General features: G+C 73.1%; 13 protein-coding genes. 7 read left to right on the top strand and 6 right to left on the bottom strand.

Going from position 1 to position 16,984, the window contains the following annotated elements:
- Positions 1-32 precede the first annotated feature (32 nt).
- Positions 33-611, top strand: a complete 579-nt coding sequence (locus EV189_RS02845; RefSeq protein WP_130491412.1) for a TetR/AcrR family transcriptional regulator — start codon at positions 33-35, stop codon at positions 609-611.
- An 11-nt stretch (positions 612-622) separates the two neighbouring features.
- Here the strand turns inward: EV189_RS02845 and EV189_RS02840 are convergent, their stop codons facing one another.
- The 3 genes from EV189_RS02840 to EV189_RS02830 form a co-directional block, all read right to left on the bottom strand.
- Positions 623-1,894: an HNH endonuclease signature motif containing protein gene (locus EV189_RS02840; protein ID WP_130491411.1), complete on the bottom strand. Its 1,272-nt coding sequence runs from the start codon at positions 1,892-1,894 to the stop codon at positions 623-625.
- A 303-nt stretch (positions 1,895-2,197) separates the two neighbouring features.
- Entirely contained in the window at positions 2,198-3,112 is a 915-nt protein-coding gene (locus tag EV189_RS02835) for a matrixin family metalloprotease (protein ID WP_130491410.1), read from the bottom strand.
- 50 nt (positions 3,113-3,162) lie between these two features.
- Positions 3,163-5,100 carry a putative bifunctional diguanylate cyclase/phosphodiesterase gene (locus tag EV189_RS02830; protein WP_130491409.1) on the bottom strand — a complete coding sequence of 646 codons (1,938 nt, stop codon included), beginning with the start codon at positions 5,098-5,100 and terminating at the stop codon, positions 3,163-3,165.
- 554 nt (positions 5,101-5,654) lie between these two features.
- Here EV189_RS02830 and EV189_RS02825 point away from each other — a divergent pair.
- Positions 5,655-6,260 carry a class I SAM-dependent methyltransferase gene (locus tag EV189_RS02825; RefSeq protein WP_231116009.1) on the top strand — a complete coding sequence of 202 codons (606 nt, stop codon included), beginning with the start codon at positions 5,655-5,657 and terminating at the stop codon, positions 6,258-6,260.
- Here EV189_RS02825 and EV189_RS02820 read toward each other — a convergent pair.
- Positions 6,257-6,679, bottom strand: a complete 423-nt coding sequence (locus EV189_RS02820; RefSeq protein WP_130491408.1) for a hypothetical protein — start codon at positions 6,677-6,679, stop codon at positions 6,257-6,259. The two genes, EV189_RS02825 and EV189_RS02820, sit on opposite strands and share 4 nt — an antisense overlap.
- Between EV189_RS02820 and EV189_RS02815 the strand changes: the two genes are divergently transcribed.
- Both EV189_RS02815 and EV189_RS02810 read left to right on the top strand, forming a co-directional pair.
- On the top strand, positions 6,659-8,197 hold the full coding sequence (locus EV189_RS02815) for an MFS transporter (RefSeq protein ID WP_331250667.1): 1,539 nt from the start codon (positions 6,659-6,661) through the stop codon (positions 8,195-8,197). The genes EV189_RS02820 and EV189_RS02815 overlap by 21 nt on opposite strands.
- Before the next feature lie 102 nt (positions 8,198-8,299).
- Positions 8,300-9,658: a sensor domain-containing diguanylate cyclase gene (locus EV189_RS02810; protein WP_130491406.1), complete on the top strand. Its 1,359-nt coding sequence runs from the start codon at positions 8,300-8,302 to the stop codon at positions 9,656-9,658.
- On the opposite strand, the gene EV189_RS02805 is transcribed toward EV189_RS02810, so the two are convergent.
- A complete protein-coding gene (locus EV189_RS02805) occupies positions 9,655-11,550 on the bottom strand; it encodes a heavy metal translocating P-type ATPase (RefSeq protein ID WP_130491405.1) in 1,896 nt (631 codons plus the stop codon). The two genes, EV189_RS02810 and EV189_RS02805, sit on opposite strands and share 4 nt — an antisense overlap.
- Positions 11,551-11,635: 85 nt before the next feature.
- On the opposite strand from EV189_RS02805, the gene EV189_RS02800 reads away from it, so the two are divergent.
- Entirely contained in the window at positions 11,636-12,019 is a 384-nt protein-coding gene (locus EV189_RS02800; protein ID WP_130491404.1) for an ArsR/SmtB family transcription factor, read from the top strand.
- A gap of 27 nt (positions 12,020-12,046) precedes the next feature.
- On the opposite strand, the gene EV189_RS02795 is transcribed toward EV189_RS02800, so the two are convergent.
- Positions 12,047-12,664, bottom strand: a complete 618-nt coding sequence (locus EV189_RS02795; RefSeq protein WP_231116008.1) for a malonic semialdehyde reductase — start codon at positions 12,662-12,664, stop codon at positions 12,047-12,049.
- A 102-nt stretch (positions 12,665-12,766) separates the two neighbouring features.
- Here EV189_RS02795 and EV189_RS02790 point away from each other — a divergent pair, with 102 nt between their 5' ends.
- Both EV189_RS02790 and EV189_RS02785 read left to right on the top strand, forming a co-directional pair.
- Positions 12,767-13,249 carry a MarR family winged helix-turn-helix transcriptional regulator gene (locus tag EV189_RS02790; RefSeq protein WP_231116007.1) on the top strand — a complete coding sequence of 161 codons (483 nt, stop codon included), beginning with the start codon at positions 12,767-12,769 and terminating at the stop codon, positions 13,247-13,249.
- Positions 13,250-13,449: 200 nt separating this feature from the next.
- Positions 13,450-16,701, top strand: coding sequence for a glucodextranase DOMON-like domain-containing protein (locus EV189_RS02785; protein ID WP_231116006.1), 3,252 nt, complete (start codon positions 13,450-13,452; stop codon positions 16,699-16,701).
- Positions 16,702-16,984: the final 283 nt, after the last annotated feature.

Genomic DNA, 16,984 nt, shown 5'->3' with positions numbered 1-16,984 from the left:
TGGGACTTGTGTCCCGTCACTACGATGGGGGCATGGCCCGCTGGGAACCAGGTGCGCGCGACCGCCTCGTCGTGGCGGCCGTCGACCTGTTCACGGAGCAGGGCTACGACGAGACGACGGTCGCGCAGATCGCCGAGCGCGCCGGCGTCACCAAGAGCACGTTCTTCCGGCACTTCCCCGACAAGCGCGAGCTGCTCGTCGCCGGGCAGGAGATGCTGAGCCGGCTGCTGGCCGAGGGCATCGCGGACGCGCCGGAGGGGGCGAGCGCCCTCGACGCCGTCGCGGCGGGCCTGGAGAACGCGTCCAGCGCGATGGGCCCCGCCAACCGCGACCTCGGCCCACGCATCAAGGCCGCGGTCGCAGCGAGCTCCGAGCTGCAGGAGCGCGACGCGCTGAAGAGCGTCGGCATGGCGGTCGCGATGACCGATGCTCTCGTGGCGCGAGGAGTGCCTGTCGTGCAGGCACATCTCGCGGCGGAGCTGGGGGTGCTGTCGTTCAAGCAGGGGTACGCGCGCTGGGTCGAGGCCGGGCCCGCCGACGAGCGGGGGCTGGCCGTGCACGCGCTGGGCGTGCTCGGGGAGCTGCGCGCGGCGGCGGCAGCCCTGGGCTGAGCGGTCGCTCATCACCACAAGCCCGTGGTGGTGCCGGGGTTGCGGTCGCTGGCGTGCGTCGCTGGTACGGGTGGTCCTCCGTCGGGTGGTCGCCAGCTGAATCGCCCGGGTCTGTCGGGGTCGGGTTCGAGCTGCCAGCCTCCTTGGTGGAGGAGGTGGTGGTGGCGGCTGCAGAGCAGGCACATGTTGCTCAGGTCGGTGGGGCCTCCGTCGGACCAGTGGATGACGTGGTGGGCTTGGACGCGTCGGTTGCGGCACCCGGGGGCGATGCAGCCTCCGTCGCGTACCCAGAGGGCTCTCTGCTGGGCGCGGGTGGCGAGGCGGGTCTCGCGGCCGAGGGCGAGGGGGACGCCGGGCGCGACGCGGATCTGGGTGTCCTGCGCTGGTAGGCCCGCGTGGGGGCTCAGCGTCGCGGTGAGCAGGACGCTGACGTCGGCGGTGCAGGTGAGGTAGCGGAGCTCCTCGGCGGTGAAAGCGGTGCCGAGGATGCCGCTGATCCCGGTGTGCCCGTCGCCGGGCTTGAGCTCGTCGCGCAGGGTGGGGAGGTCGACGACGAGGGTGGTGTCGAGGCGCAGGCTGGTGACGCCGGGCTGGGAGCCGAGGTGGGTCTGGACGATCTCGACGAGCGCGTCCGCTTGGCGCTGTGCGGCGGTGCGCGGGTCGACGGTCTGCCCGGGCTCGGGGTTGGGTTGGGATCCGGCGCGGATCGCCTTCTGGACCAGCATGCCGTCGGCGCGGTCGAGCCGTCCGGTGATGAGGACGGTGCCGTCCATGCCGGTGGAGAGCAGCAGGTAGCGGCTGTCGTGGATGCGTTGCGCCTTCTCCTCCCGTGACTCGTCGGCGCCGACCGCCTCCTCCACCCGCGCGACCCCGGCCCGGACGTCCGCCGGCGCAGCGGCCTTCGCCAGCGGCACGAGCATCTCCTCGGCCTCGAGCATCACGGCTGCGCCGAGCCGCTTGTGCCCGGCCGCCATCTCGTCGACGTGCCGCACGCTGATCTCACCCGCGACGAGCGCGTGCGCTGTCTGCGGGAGGTCGCGCAAGGCTCGCGCCGCCATCACGGCGCGGCGGGCGTCGAGCGCGTCCATGCGGGCGTGGTGGCGGAGCCACGCCTGCGCGGTCACCTGGTTGTCGACCACGAACTCGCCGCCCGCATCGAACTCCGCCAGGTCGGCGAGGAACTCCGCCTGCAGCCGGGCTATTGCCGCGTGCTTCTCGAGCAGCGCGATGCCGCGCGCTGACCCCGATCGGGGGTCGCGCGACGGGCTGCTGCTCGAGCTCATGCCGACACCGTACAAGCCACCACCGACAGAGTCGGGTCAGCAGAACCTGCTGCCATGCAGCCACTCCTCGGCCACGCACCGTGATACCACTTGATCGGGGAGCCCGATCACATGGGGCCATCGGCGGGCCCACGATGTGCATGATCACGGAATTCAGGAGCGGTGCCCCATCCGGTCACGACGCACGCATCAACCAGGCCAACATGTGCATGATCACGGGGATTTCTGGGGCGGCCCGCCCAGTCCCGTCACGACGTACGTCTCCTCCAACCAACATCTGCATGATCACGGGGGGAGCGCGCGTCAGAGGTCCGGCCGGCACGGGCCGACGCCGAGCATGGCCAGACCTCGCAGGTCCCCGTCGCCGAACGCCGTCCGACCCGTGTTGTCGGCGTACATCAACTGGTGCCGGTCCTTCGTGTGCGCCAGGCCGACGACGTGGCCCAGCTCGTGCATGACGACGGCCCGGACCTCCGCCCGACCGGCCCGCGTCGAGAGGAGCGGTGCCAGCGTCGGGGTGTCGAGGGTGACGGTCCCCGTCACGTACGTCAGCCGTCCGTGCGTGTCCGACCAGGGTCGGCTGCCTCCGATGCCGGCCACGCGCCCGGCGAGCCCCGGCGTCTCGACCGGGTCGGACCACGCGATGAGCACCGGCGCCCACTGCTCGCCGTAGCGATCGGGCTGGTACGCCGCGCGTTCGCGGCTCGGCACCTCGTCCGTCAGGCCCTCGTCGACGAGGACGAGCCCCGTGGCCGCCGACACCCGCGCCGCCGCCTCGTCCACGACCTGCCGCGCACCAGGCGGCGCGTGCTCGAGGCCGACGACGTAGCGGAGCGGCCGGCAGGAGTCGTACGTCACCGGGCGCTGCGAGTGCGGCTGGGTCAGCTCGTAGACGTAGCCGCCCACGCCCGCGGGCGCGACCACCGGCGGCAGCAGTCGGTGGTGCCGCTCCCCAGCGCCCGGCGGCGGGACCGGCTCTCCGACGTCCGCCGCCCGGGCGGGCAGCAGTCGGGGGACGAGCACGGGGGCGGCGAAGCAGGTCACCACCACCGCAACGGCCACGAGCTGCCGACCAGAGCGGCGCGGCGGCGGCACGTGCTGCCGCGACGCCGGAGGCGGAGCGTCGGCGAAGTCCAGCTGCCGCAGCGCCTTCGTCATCCGGCGACGTCGCCGGTGCGGCCCGAGCACGAGCGCGTCGACGACCCGCCCGGACTCCACGCCACCCCATCGGCGAGCCCGCAGCCCCGGCGAGACCCGGGGCCGCAGGATCACCCGACGGGCCCCTCCACCCCGTCGAGCTCCAGCGGTACGGGGATCACGGCGCCCTGCAGCAGGTGGCTGATGTCCCCAGGGGGCCGTGGACGCGACCACAGGTAGCCCTGCGCCTCCTGGTAGCCGAGGGCCGCCACGAACCGCGCCTGCTCCACGGTCTCGACTCCTTCGGCGAGCGGGACCACGCCGAGGGCCTGGGCCAGGTCGGACACGGCCTGCAGGATCGGCAGGTCGTCCACGAACGACCTGTCCGCCTTGAGCTTGTCCAGCGGGAAGCTCCGCAACTGCGCCAGCGACGAGTAGCCCGAGCCGAAGTCGTCGACGGCCAGCTTCACGCCCGCCTCGTGCAGGAGGTGGAGGGTGGCGACGTGGTGCTGCTCGGGGTCGAGCAGGGTGCTCTCGGTGATCTCGAGGCACAGCCGGCCCGGGTCGAGCTCCGCGCGCGCCAGCGCGGACAGCACGTCCTCGGCGAACCCGGGCTGCTGCAACTGCACGGGGCTCACGTTGACGGCGATCTCCAGCTCGGGCTGCAGGCGCACCCACCTGGCTGCGTTCTCCAGCGCGAGCGCGAGCATCCGCCGGCCGAGCTCGTGCACGAGCCCGGAGTCCTCGGCGACGTGGACGAACTCGGGCGGCGGCACGGCGCCGTACCCCGCGCACGTCCATCGCGCGAGCGCCTCGAGCGCGACGATCCGGCCCGTACGCGGCTCGACGACCGGCTGGAACCACGCGCAGAGCGCCCCGCTGCCGGTCTCGAGGTCATGCCGCAGCTGGTTCTCGAGGTCGAGGCGGCGCTGGGCGACGTGGCGCAGGCTCGCGTCGAAGACCTCGACCAGTCCGCGGCCGCGCGCCTTCGCCTGGTACATCGCCGTGTCCGCCTCGCGCAGCACGGCACCGAGGTCGTCGCGCCGCCCCAGCCCGAACGCGATGCCGCAGCTGGCGGTGATGTAGAGCGCGGTCGCCGCTCCGCTCTCGGGGTCGCGGAGGTCGAACGGCTCGCGCAGCGCGTCGAGGAGCTGCGCGGCAACCCCCTCGGCGTCTACGGGGTCGTCCACGTCCTGGAGCACGACGGCGAACTCGTCGCCCCCGAGGCGTGCCAGCGTGTCGCTGCCGCGCAGCCGGCCGGCGAGCCGCTCCCCCAGCGAGCGGAGCAGCACGTCACCGGCCGCGTGCCCACGGCTGTCGTTGACGAGCTTGAAGCGGTCGAGGTCGAGCAGGAGGACGGCGACGTCACCGCCGGTCCGGCTCGCGTGCGCGACGGCCGCCGCGAGCCGGTCGCGGTAGAGGGTGCGGTTCGGCAGGCCGGTGAGCGGGTCGTGGAGGGCGTCGTACTCGCGGCGGGCGGCCAGGGCGCGAGCCTGCTCCGCCAGCTCGCTCGCCTCGAGCGCCAGCCGCTGCGCCCGGGCGGTCTCCGCGCGGGCCTGCGTCTCCGAGCGCCGCGCGGCCTCCTCGTGCTCCTGCGCCTCCGCCTGCGCCGTGGCCAGCTCGCGGACGACGAGGTGCGTGCTGCCCGCGACCACGGCGACCGCCACGAGGAACGACCACTCGGCGTCCAGCCCCCACGGCAGGTCGCCCACCGAGCGGGGGACCTCCGCGACGGAGGGCGCGAGCACGACGGTGGCCAGCGCGACGAGCATCTGGCGGCGCGGGAGGACCGTCACGATGAGGGGCAGCCGGGCCAGCAGCATGACGAGGATGGCCGGCACCGTCACCGCCGCCAGCACGTAGGGCACCGCCAGGAGGAGGACGTCGGCCTCCAGGAGGGCGATCCGGGTCCACCACTCCCGCGCGTGGCCCGCCGTGGCGAGCAGCCAAGCGCCCGCGAGGGTGTGGAACACGAGCGCAGTGCCGACGAAGACCCGCAGCGCCAGCGATCGCGCACCCACGGGCGGTTCGCTGAGGAAGACCACCTCGATGGTCGCGGTGCCCAGCATGGCCAGAGCGAGCAGCCGGTCGGGCAGGGGGTGGCGACTCCACCTGTCGGCGGATGCGCTCGTCTCTGTGGTCACGTGGCCCCCGTGAGCCGGCTTTCGTCGCACGCTACTGCGCACGAGGTCGGATCTGCACCTCCACACCGAGATCTGCGCACTTCGACCCGCGCGGGCACCTGGGCTCGGTCCCCCCGCGTACCTCTACCCACGCCGGTCCCCCCGCCCAATCGGCGGGGACGGTCACGACCTGACGGAGTTCACCGCGACTCCCGGCCCGCCCGGCGCCCAGCGGCCGCGCGCCCTCAGGACCCTGCAGCACCAGCTCGTAAGCGCCAGGCCACCGGCTCGCCCGGCACTCCGCGGGTCCCCGGTCGACGGCCAGCGTCCCACCAGCGGCCACGGCCAGCGGCGACGCCTGGATAACAGGAGGGAAGCAGCGGCTCTCGGCGATGGAGCGGTGGACCCGCACCGCGCCGTACGCGACGAGCACGACCACGAGCGCCAGTCCCGCGAGCCGAGCCGACCGCACCGTCACCCCTCCGCTCTAGCCTCGGGCCGTGGAGCCCAGTGAGGTGCAGCGAGCGTACGGCCGCTTGGCCACCGCGTACATCGATCTGTTCGGGATGATCGAGCAGCTGCACCCCGACGACGTGGACCTCGTCGTCCGGCACCTGGGCAACCTCGAGGGGCCCGTGCTCGACATCGGCTGCGGCCCCGGCCACTACACCGCGCATCTCCGCGCACTGGGCGTCGATGCCCGCGGCATCGACCTCGTGCCGGAGTTCGTGGCGCACGCGCGCGCCGCGCACCCGGGGGTCCCGTACGAGCTCGGCTCGATGCTCGACCTTCCGGCGCCGACCGGCTCACTCAGCGGCGTCCTCGCGTGGTACTCGACGATCCACCTCGATGACGGCCAGTTCGCTCTGGCCCTGGGGGAGTTCCGCCGCGTCCTGCAAACGGATGGCCTGCTGGTGCTGGGGTTCTTCGACGGCATAGAGCACGACGCGTTCGCGCACAAGGTGGTCCCGGCGTGGCGGTGGCCGGTCGACCAGCTCGCGGAACGCCTGTCCGGCAACGGCTTCGTCGAGATCGAGCGCCAGCAAAGGGACGCGAGCGACGACGTACGCGCCCACGCCGCCCTCGTGCTGCGGCGCGCGGACTAGATGCCGCTGCGCAGCCGGCCAGCTGCCCGGCGTACATCGCTCATGACCGCGGATCGGACCGAGTCGATGTTCGCGCCCTCGACCTGCACCTCCCGGTGAAGGCTGCGGTAGAAGACCGGCCAGAGCCCGGTGATGGCCGTCGCCGTGACCCACCCCTCCGGGCCGTCGAATCCGCGCTGCGCTAGGGCGTCCGCCAGCACCTCGGACACCCGCTCCAGGCTCTCCCGCTCGTGGGCCCGTAGCGCCGGTGTCGTGCGGATGAGCAGACCGAAGCGCGCCACGCAGACGAGGGGGGACCCGAGGTAGGTCGCCCACGAGGGCGAGAGCAGGACGTCCACCTCGGCCTCGAGGAGCCCGAGGGCGGCGTCCACCGGGTCGACCGCGCGGTCGGTGAGCACCTGCTGCAGCTCCTCGATCATGGAGTCCCACCGGTCGACGAGGAGCGACTCCTTCTGGGTACGTTCATGCTGCTGCTGGACCTCACGATCGTGAACGTCGCCCTGCCCGACATCCAGGCGGCGCTGCACGCGAGCTTCACCCCGCTCCAGTGGATCGTCGACGTGTACGCGCTCACCCTCGCCGCCCTCCTGCTCACCGCCGGCAGCCTGGCGGACCTGCTGGGGCGCAAGCGCGTCTACCTCGTCGGACTCACCGTCTTCACGGTGGCGTCGGCGCTGTGCGGCGTCGCGCAGGACGTCCTGCTGCTGCAGGTCGCGCGAGCGCTGCAGGGGATCGGCGGGGCCACGATCTTCGCGACCTCCCTCGCCCTGCTGGCCGGCGCGTTCCACGGCAAGGAGCGCGGGACGGCGTTCGGCGTGTGGGGTGCGGTCACCGGTCTGGCCGTCGCCGTCGGTCCGCTGCTGGGCGGTGTCCTCACCAGCGCGCTGTCCTGGCGGTGGATCTTCTTCGTGAACCTGCCGATCGGCGTCGCCGCCGTTGCGCTCACCGCGGCGCAGGTGCGCGAGTCGCGCGCCCCCTCCAGCCGCCGCCCCGACTGGCCCGGCCTGGTCGTCTTCACCACCGCGCTCACCGCCCTCGTCTACGGCCTCATCGAGTCCGGCGACCGCGGATTCGGCGACGGTAGCGTCATCGCCAGCCTCGTCGCGGCAGCCCTGCTGCTGACGGTGTTCGTCGCCATCGACGCACGGAGCAGCGCGCCGATGTTCGACCTCGCGCTCTTCCGGAAGCCGACGTTCACGGGCGGCGCGGTCGCAGCCTTCGGCATCAACGGCTCGGTCTTCGCGATGCTGCTGTTCCTCGTGCTCTACCTGCAGGACGTGCTCGGCTACGACGCCCTGCAGACCGGGGTGCGCCTCCTCGCCCTGTCTGGCGCGATCCTCGTCACCGCGACAGTCGCCGGCCGCCTCTCCGCGCACCTGCCCGCGCGGGCGCTCGTCGGCGTCGGCCTCCTGATCGTCGGTACGGGCCTGTTCCTCATGCGCGGCATCGACGCCTCGTCGTCGTGGACGCACCTGCTGCCCGGCCTGCTGGTCGCCGGCGTCGGCGCCGGCATGGTCAACCCGCCGCTCGCCTCGACGGCGGTCGGCGTCGTCGCCCCGCATCAGGCAGGCATGGCGTCGGGCATCAACTCGACGTTCCGCCAGGTCGGGATCACCACCGGCATCGCGGTCTACGGCACGGTCTTCACGAGCGCGCTGACCGACCGCATCACGTCCGGACTCGCCTCCTCCCCCGGGCTCTCGGGCCACGCGGACGAGATCGCGACGGCGACGCGCTCGGGTGGCCTCGGTCCGGTCCTGCAGCGGCTCCCCACCGACCAGCGCGAGCACGTCGCCGCAGTGGCGAAGGCCGCCTTCACGTCGGGGCTCGACCGCATCCTGCTGGTGTCGGCCGCCGTGGCCGTCGTGGCCGGGGTCCTCGCGCTGGTGCTGATCCGGGCCCAGGACTTCGCGGCCGTACGCGGCGCCGCCCACTGACGCACCCGGTGGCGTGACCTGCAGCGGAGCGGGGTAGGCCGACACGAGTCTGTCGGTCGACCGCCGCCCGTGACAGGGACGGCGCACGGGGAGGCACGGGGGATGAGCACGGGTGAGGCGCCCCCTGACGACGGGCCCGCGCACGGGTGGACGCCCGAGGAGGTCGAGCGGAGACTCGGGCCGCTGTTCGCGCTCTCCCCGGACCCCGTCGCCGTCTGGCAGCTGGCCGGCGACGGGCAGTTCCGCCTCGCGGCGGTCAACGACGCAGGAGCAGCGGTCGGAGCACCCCTGGTCGCCTGGCGGCCCTGGCAGACGGTGCACGAGGTGTTCGGCGCGCCGTCGCTGATCGCGCCGATGCTCGTGACGGCGCACCGCGACCAGGTGACGCTCACGCGCGAGATCGACGCGACGCACGACGCCGGACCGTGGCGGCACATCAGGATGACGGTCGCACCGCTCGCTGGCGACGCCGTCGTCATCCAGGCCGCCGACGTCACGGCGCTGTGGGACCGGGCCGAGCGCAACGGCGAGCGCGCCGCCGCCTTCCAGGCGGTCGCCGACGCGGTCGGCACCCTGCTGGCCCACTTCGACCCCGACCGGGCTCGCCACGACCTCTGCTCCGCCGCGCTGCGGATCGCCCGCGCCGACGCGGTCTTCCTGCTCGAGCGCAAGGACGGCGAGCTCGTCGAGACCGCGGTCGCCCACCGTGACGAGACCACCAGGGACGCACCCCTGCGGATCCCCGTGGGCGATCCCGGTCCGGCGGCGGAGACCGCACGGACGGGCGAGCGCCGCTACGTCGCGGCCTCGAGCACCTCTCCGCCGGCCACGCAGGAGCGGGCGTCGGAGTACGGCCTGCACACGGCGTTCTTCGAGCCGGTGCTGCTCCACGGCGCCGTACGCGGTGTCCTCCTCATCGCCTGGCACGAGGCGGACGGCTCCCTGCCCGAGCGGGCGGAGCAGCTCATGCCCCTGCTGGCCGGGGCCGCGGGCGAGGTCATCACCCGGGCCGAGCTCCTCGAGCAGCTGAGCGACGACGCCACGCACGACCCGCTGACGCAGCTGCCGAACCGCCGCGGGTGGGACCGGATGGTCGCGCACCTCACGTCGGTCGCGGAGCGTACGGGCGCCCCGCTCTCGCTCGACCTCAACGGGCTCAAGCAGGTCAACGACAGCGAGGGCCACGCCGCTGGTGACGCGCTGCTGCAGCGCGCCGCGCGCAGCTGGGGCGAGCAGCTGCGCGCCGGCGACATCCTCGCCAGGGTCGGCGGCGACGAGTTCGCGATCGCGCTCCCCGGGGCGGCGGGTGACGCGGCCCCCGGGCTGCTCGCACGGCTGCGGTCGTCGGCGGGCATCGACGTCGCGGTCGGGTGCGCGGAGTGGGTGCCCGGCGAGGACCCCACGGAGACGCTGCGGCGGGCCGACCTCGACATGTACCGCGACAAGCACGAGGCGGGCTAGGCCCTCCAGGCTCCTCGCCGCAGCAGCCGCAGTCCGTTCAGCCCGACGATGACCGTGGACCCCTCGTGCCCGAGGACCCCCAGGGGCAGTGGCAGGTCACCCAGCAGGTCCCACACCGTCAGCACGGTGATGAAGGCGGCGGCGATGCCGAGGTTGGCGAGGACGACTCGCCTCGCCCGACGCGAGAGCGCGACCAGCGCGGGCACGGTGGCGAGGTCGTCGCCGAGCACGACGGCGTCGGCGGTCTCGAGCGCGAGGTCTGAGCCGTGCCGGCCCATGGCGATGCCGATGTCCGCGACCGCGAGGGCCGGGGCGTCGTTCACCCCGTCGCCGACGAGCAGGACCCGGGCGCCGGCGGCCTGCTCGGCGCGGACGACGTCGGCCTTCTGCGCCGGCAGCAGCCCGGCGCGTACGCGGTCGACGCCGGCCTCTCGCGCGACCGCTCGCGCGGGGCCGTGCGCGTCACCCGTCAGCAGGAGGGTGTCCGCGCCCGTCAGGGCCTTGAGCTCCCGGACAGCCTCGGTCGCAGCGGGGCGCAGCCGATCCGTGAGCGCGAGGACGGCGACGGGCGTGCCGTCGACGGAGACGACGACCTCGGTCCGCTCCTCCGCGACCGGCCGCTGCTCGGGACGTCCCACGTCCACCCACCGGCCCTCGACGACCGCGCTGACACCCCGGCCGGGATTGGAGGAGAAGTCCCTCGCTGCGGGCACAGGCAGGCCCGCGTCGACCGCGGCACGCACGACCGCCCGCGCGAGCGGGTGCTCGCTCGGCCGCTCCGCGCCCGCCGCCAGCCGGAGGACCTCGTCGCGGCAGAGACCCGCGAGCAGCTGCACGTCCACGAGCTGCGGCGTGCCCTCGGTCAGCGTGCCGGTCTTGTCGAACGCCGCCACGGTCGCCGTCCCGAGCTGCTCCATGACGACAGCGGACTTCACGAGCACGCCGTGGCGCCCGGCGTTCGCCACGGCGGCCAGCAGCGGCGGCATCGTCGCGAGGACGACCGCGCAGGGCGACGCCACGATCATGAAGGTCATCGCGCGGAGCAGGGTGGGCTGGAACTCCGCCCCCGCGAGCAGCGGGACGACGAGCAGGGCGAGCGTCGCCGCGACCATGCCGAGCGAGTAGCGCTGCTCGATCCCCTCGACGAACAGCTGCGTCCGCGCCTTCGTGGCCGAGGCCTCCTCGACCAGCGCGGCGATCCGGGCGACGACGGAGTCGGTGGCCGGCCGGTCGACGCGGAGGGTGAGGGCTCCGGCGCCGTTGAGCGTGCCGGCGAAGACCGCCGACCCGGGCTGCTTCAGCGCCGGGAGCGGCTCGCCGGTGATGGTCGCCTGGTCGACCTCGCTCGTCCCGTCTACGACGGTCCCGTCGGCGCTGAGCCGCTCGCCGGGGCGGACGAGGACGAGGTCGCCGACCGCGAGGTCGGCCGCCTCCACCACCTCCTCCTCGCCGTCCCGCAGCCGCGTCGCGGTCTCGGGCGCGACGGTCAGCAGGGCGCGTACGGCGTCCTCCGTCCGCGCCGTCGCCACCGCCTCGAGCGCGCCGGAGGTGGCGAAGATGACGATGAGCAGCGCGCCGTCGAGCACCTGGCCGATGGAGGCCGCGAGGACGGCGGCGACCACCATGAGCAGGTCGACGTCGAGCGTCCGCTCGCGCAGCGCACGGAGCCCGGCGAGCCCGGGCTCCCAGCCGCCCGCGGCGTAGCAGGCGAAGTACAGCGCCCAGGCCAGGGCCGCAGTCCCGCCCAGCTGCGCGAGGCCGCCCAGCGCGAAGAGCCCCGTCGCGAGCGCGGCCCAGCGCACCTCGGGCAGCTGCGCGGCGCGGACGAGCAGCGGCTCGGGGTGGACGTCCCCGCGTTGCGGGGCGGCAGGCGCGGTCAGGGTCGAGGTCACGGGGAGGCCCTCCGAGGTGCGTGCGGGTCTGCACGACAGCGTACCTGCGCATCCATGCAGGCATGCACCTCAGTAGGATCGGGGCGTGCACCGCGACAACCCCGACTTCGCCATGCCGGCGGAGGAGGAGGCCCAGCTGGCGGCCGAGTCCTTCCGGCTGCTCGCGGACCCGACGCGGATCAAGATCCTCTGGGCGCTGCTCCAGGGTGAGTCGTCCGTCGCCTGCCTGGGCGAGCTCGTCGGGGCCAACCCGACGGTGGTCTCCCAGCACCTGGCAAAGCTGCGCCTCGCGGGCCTCGTGAAGGGCCGCCGCGAGGGGACGTTCGTCTACTACAAGGCCGCCGACGTCCACGTACGCCGGCTGCTGGCCGAGGCGCTCTTCCACGCCGAGCACACCGACGAGGGTGCGAGCGAGGACGAGCACGGCCACCGGCACCGCGAGCCGGCGGAGCCCGCGCACCAGCACTGAGCCCGGGTCACGGCCTCCTCTCCAGCGTCAGGCGTAGCGGACGGCGTCGTCGTACGGCAGGCGCGGCAGGCGGTCGAACCACGGGTCGACGCCGGGATGACCGATGTTGACGAGCAGGTGCGAGGTCCAGCTGGTGCCGGTGAAGAACTCGGCATCCACGCCGGCCGCGTCGAAGCCCTTCATCGGACCGGCCGCGAGACCGACGGCGCGGACCGCGAGGATGACGTACGCCGCCTGCAGCGCGCCGTTGTAGTCCGCGGTGGCGTGCCGCAGCGTCTCGTCGGCGGCGAAGACGTCGCGCAGCGCGGGGCGGAAGGGCAGCAGCTCGGGGATCCGCTCGTGGAAGTCCGCGTCGTTGGCGAGGACGGCGACGACCGGTGCGCTCGCGGTCTTGGCGCGATTGCCCTCGTTCACGTGCCGCAGCAGGCGATCCCGGCCCTCGCCCTGACGGACGAAGAGGATGCGCAGCGGGCTGGTGTTCGCCGACGTCGGGCCGTACTTCATGAGCTCGTAGATCTCGTGCAGCTGCGCGTCGGTGACGGGCTCGTCGGAGAAGCTGTTGGCCGTCCGCGCTTCGGTGAACAGCAGTCGGCGCCCGGCATCGTCGAGGGCGGGCAGGTGGGTGGCGAGGGTGGCGACGGGCACGGCCGGCCTTCTTCCGCTAGGTGGTTCACGTGTGAACATCAGCGACGCTACCCACCTGAGGTTCACACGTCAACCATCGTCCGTCGCGCCTACCATCGAGCCGTGACCGAGGACCCGCGCTGGCTCGACGAGGACGAGTCACGGGCGTGGCGCAGCATCATCGACATGCACGAGGGGCTGGCCGAGTTCCTCGACCGCCGGCTCCGGACCGACTCGGGGCTGTCCACCGCCGACTACCGGGTGCTCGTGCACCTCAGCGAGGCGCCGGACGGCCGGCTGCGCCCCCGCGCCCTGCAGCAGCTGCTGCACTGGGAGAAGGGACGGCTCTCCCAGCACCTGACCCGCATGGAGGGGCGCGGTCTCGTCACCCGCGAGCCCTGTGCCGATGACCTCCGCGGCTCCGTCACGGCGATCACTCCGCGTGGTCGCGAGCTGATCGGCACCGCCGCCGCCCGGCACGTGGCCGTGGTACGCGCGGCCGTGGTCGACCTGCTCAGCCGGGAGGAGCTCGCGGTCCTCGCCGGGCTCAGCGAGCGCGTACGTCAGCAGGTCGCTGCGCTCGAGGCGGAGCGCGATCGAGCGTGAGCCCTGCAAGCGGCTGACGTCATCTGCAAGATTCCATCAGCTCTCCTCTTGCCGAGCGGCCTCCGGCGTGCTTCGTTGTGCCCATGCGCACGAGTCGTCGGCTGACGCCGACCATCCTCACAGTTGCGGGTGCGCTGGCCTCGGGAGCTCTTGCTGCTCCCAGTGCTGCATCCGCGTCCACCAAGCCCCCGGCACCCAGCGTGACCGGCGGACCCGGGACCCTGTCCCACTACGACCTGGCCCGCAAGGACTGCCTGGGCACGTCAGCGACCGACCGCTCGAAGGTGTGGTTCACGGTCGCCGGCGGCGTCCTCTCGGACGTCTACTGGCCGACGATCGACAACACCAACGTCGAGACGCTGCAGTACGTCGTCACCGACGGGTCGAGCTTCACCGACCTGCAGACCCGCGACACGACCTACACGGTCCGCACGACGGACCTCACGGGCATGTCCTGCGAGGTCACCAGCACGTCGGCGGCGCACGGCTACTCGCTCGTCACGGAGTACATCACCGACCCCCGCAACGACAGCGTGATCATGCACACGCGGATCGTCACGAACCGCAAGGACCTCAAGGTCTTCGTGCGCTACGACGGCACGGCGAACGGCAACGGGGGCGGCGGCACCGACAACGCGGGCGCCGACGACGCGACGTACGACACCTCGACCGGCGCGCTCGTCACGGGCGACACCTCGACGGCGACGCAGGCAGTCAACCGGACGTACGCCGGGGCGGTGTTCGGCGCGATCGCCGCCGACAAGCCGTTCCTCGCGGTCAACAGCGGCTTCGTCGGCAGTGCGAGCGACGGGCTCACGCAGCTCGACGCGCAGCACGCGCTGACCAACGACCGGTCCCCGGCACTGCACGGCAACGTCGTGCAGACGGGTCAGGTCGACGTGAGCAGCGGCGCCTTCACGCTGGCGCTGGGCTACGACTCGCGGCGGGAGGGGCGCGCGGCGCACACCGCGTACCAGAGTGCGCACCTGCCCTTCGACCAGGTCCGCGGGGACTACCTCAAGGACTGGAAGAAGTACGACAGCCGGCTCAACCAGCCGCCGGCGCACCTGCCCAGGCAGACCGACGCGGTCGCGGCCAACGCCGCCGCGCAGTACTGGCTGTCGGCGAACGTGCTGAAGGCCAGCGAGGACAAGACCTACAAGGGCGCGGTCGTCGCGTCGCTCGCCAGCCCGTGGGGCCAGGACGTGAGCGCCGGCACCGCGGACCCGACGACGCACCTCGCGCCGTGGTTCGGGTCGTACCGCGAGATCTTCTCCCGTGACCTGTACGAGGCGTTCACCGGCTTCCTCGCTGACGGCGACAAGACGACGCAGCAGGAGATCGTGCGCTGGCTGTTTGACGTGCAGCAGCAGCCCGACGGCAGCTTCCCCCGCAACTCGCTGCTCAACGGCGCGCTGAACTACGACAGCCAGGGCGTGCAGCTCGACGAGAACGCCTTCCCCGTCCTCGCGGCGTGGCAGGCCGGGCTCGGCGGTGACGCGGCCCTCTACAAGGACCACATCAAGCCGGCGGCCGACTTCGTCGTGGCGCACGGCCCGTCGTACGGCAACGAGCGCTGGGAGGAGCAGGCGGGCTACTCGCCGTCGACGATCGCGGCGGAGATCGCCGGCCTCGTCGCGGCGGCCGCCATCGCCGACCAGAACGGTGACAGCGCCTCGGCCCGCGTCTACGCGGCGACGGCCGACTCGTACCAGCGGCAGATCAAGGGCTGGACGGTCACGACGACCGGCTCGCTCGGCAGCGGCCGCTACTTCATCCGCCTGTCGAAGACCGGCGACCCGAACGCGGCGATCACCTACAGCCTCGGCAACGGCAGCATCACGACCGACCAGCGCAACGTGCTGGACGGCGGCTTCCTCGAGCTGACCCGCCTCGGCGTCCTGCCGGCGAACGACCCCGACGTCCTCGCGACGCTGCCGCTGCTGGACTCGGCGATCGGGCGCACGACGTCGACGGGCCAGGGCTACTACCGCTACGGCACCAACGACCCGGGCTCGGAGGACGGCTACGGCGACTGCTACGTGCCGGACCCGACGGACTGCGCGGTCAACGGGCAGCCGTGGCCGACGACCGACAAGGGCTCGGGCCACCTGTGGCCGGTGCTCTCCGGAGAGCACGGTGAGCAGGAGCTCGCGCTCGGGCAGCCGCAGACGGCGACCGACCGCCTGCTCTTCATGATCAACTCCGCGTCGGGCGTCGGGCTCGTGCCCGAGCAGGTGTGGGAGGACCCCGACCTGCCGGCCTCGCCGTACGGCACCGACCCGGCCGTCGCCTCGATCGGCTTCCAGAACGGCCACGCCGCGGGCAGCGCCTCGCCGCTGACCTGGGCGCAGGCCGAGGAGGTGCGCCTCGCGCGCAGCATCGCGACCGGCACGGTCGTCGAGCAGCCGTCGATCGTGAAGGCGCGGTACGCCGGTGGCCCGATCGCGTCCCTCCCGGTGACGATCACGTCCCCGGCGGACAGCAGCGAGGTCAACGCGGCCACGACCACCGTGACCGGCACGACCACGCCGGGCGCGACCGTCACCGTGCAGGCGCTCCTCGAGGGCGGCACGACCGGCACGACGGACGTCGTCGTCACGGCTGACGGCAACGGCGCGTTCAGCGCTTCGGTGCCCACGCCGACCGGCACGACGGACATCGCGGCCGCGGCTTCGCTCGGGAACGCGACGGGTACGGCGCGCGCCAGCGTCGTCTCCAGCTTCATCGCCGGCACGACCGTGCTCGACGTGACCGACCCGGCGGGCGACGACAACGGCCCGGGGACCTACGGGTACCCGACCGCGTCGGACTTCCACGCGGGCGCCTTCGACCTGCGCCGCTTCGAGGTCATCGACACGGGGGCGAACATCGTCCTGCGCACGACCGTGGGTGACCTGACGCCGACCTTCGGCTCGCCGATCGGCGCGCAGCTGCTCGACATCTACGTCGCCGAGCCCGGTGCCGGCGTCACCTCGACGTCGCCCGGCTACCCGTCGCGCAACTTCACCATCGCGCCCGACTCCGCCTGGAGCCGGCGCTTGGAGATCCAGGGCTTCACGTCCCCGGTGTTCGTCGACGCTGCCGGCAACAACCAGGGCGCTGTCTCGGTGATCCCGAGCCAGATCGCCAAGACCATCACGGTGGTCGTGCCGAAGGCGGCACTGGGCGGTACGCCGACGGCCGGCTGGAAGTTCGCCGTCACGCTGCACGGGCAGGACGGGTTCTCGTCCGACCAGGCGCGCGGGTTCTCGGACACGCCGCAGGGCTACCAGCTCGAGCGGTGCAGCGCGGCGACGGCTTCGAGCCCGATCTGCTCGGTGCCGCTGGACCAGCTGCCGAAGATTATCGACGTGCTCACGCCGGCTGGTGTCGACCAGGCGGCGGAGCTGAACCCAGGCACGGCTGGTGCGGTTCGGGTGCCCGCGATCGAGGGGATCCCCGTCAGCTAGTCCGTACGCGGTAGCAGGAGCCCCGGGCGTCGGTACGGCGCCCGGGGCTCTGCTGCTCTGCCACCATTGCCGTTCGCCGGCCCTCCAGTACTGGAGGCACGATGACCCTCTTGAAACTGGCGGCAGTGTGCGTTAGGACCCGCGGGGTCGAACGACGCCGGGGCGTAGACTGCACCATTCCGGACTAGAAGGCCGCCTGCGGGGGCCACCGCCGGTCGGGGCGGTCAAAAAGGGTTACAGGCTGCGCATGCGGAAGCGCAAGCCTCGAACCTGCGTCGTTGGC

This window comes from Motilibacter rhizosphaerae (genome assembly GCF_004216915.1).
In the GTDB taxonomy this organism is placed as follows: Bacteria; Actinomycetota; Actinomycetes; order Motilibacterales; family Motilibacteraceae; genus Motilibacter; species Motilibacter rhizosphaerae.
Note: the sequence above shows the minus strand (reverse complement) of the source record. Positions and strands in the feature narration are given on the sequence as shown.

Coding starts and splice junctions, on each gene's coding strand:
- EV189_RS02830 (WP_130491409.1), bottom strand. CDS start 5,100: ATGCTGGGCACCGCGACCATCGAGGTGGTCTTCCTCAGCGAACCGCCC.
- EV189_RS02810 (WP_130491406.1), top strand. CDS start 8,300: ATGAGCACGGGTGAGGCGCCCCCTGACGACGGGCCCGCGCACGGGTGG.
- EV189_RS02845 (WP_130491412.1), top strand. CDS start 33: ATGGCCCGCTGGGAACCAGGTGCGCGCGACCGCCTCGTCGTGGCGGCC.
- EV189_RS02840 (WP_130491411.1), bottom strand. CDS start 1,894: ATGAGCTCGAGCAGCAGCCCGTCGCGCGACCCCCGATCGGGGTCAGCG.
- EV189_RS02820 (WP_130491408.1), bottom strand. CDS start 6,679: ATGATCGAGGAGCTGCAGCAGGTGCTCACCGACCGCGCGGTCGACCCG.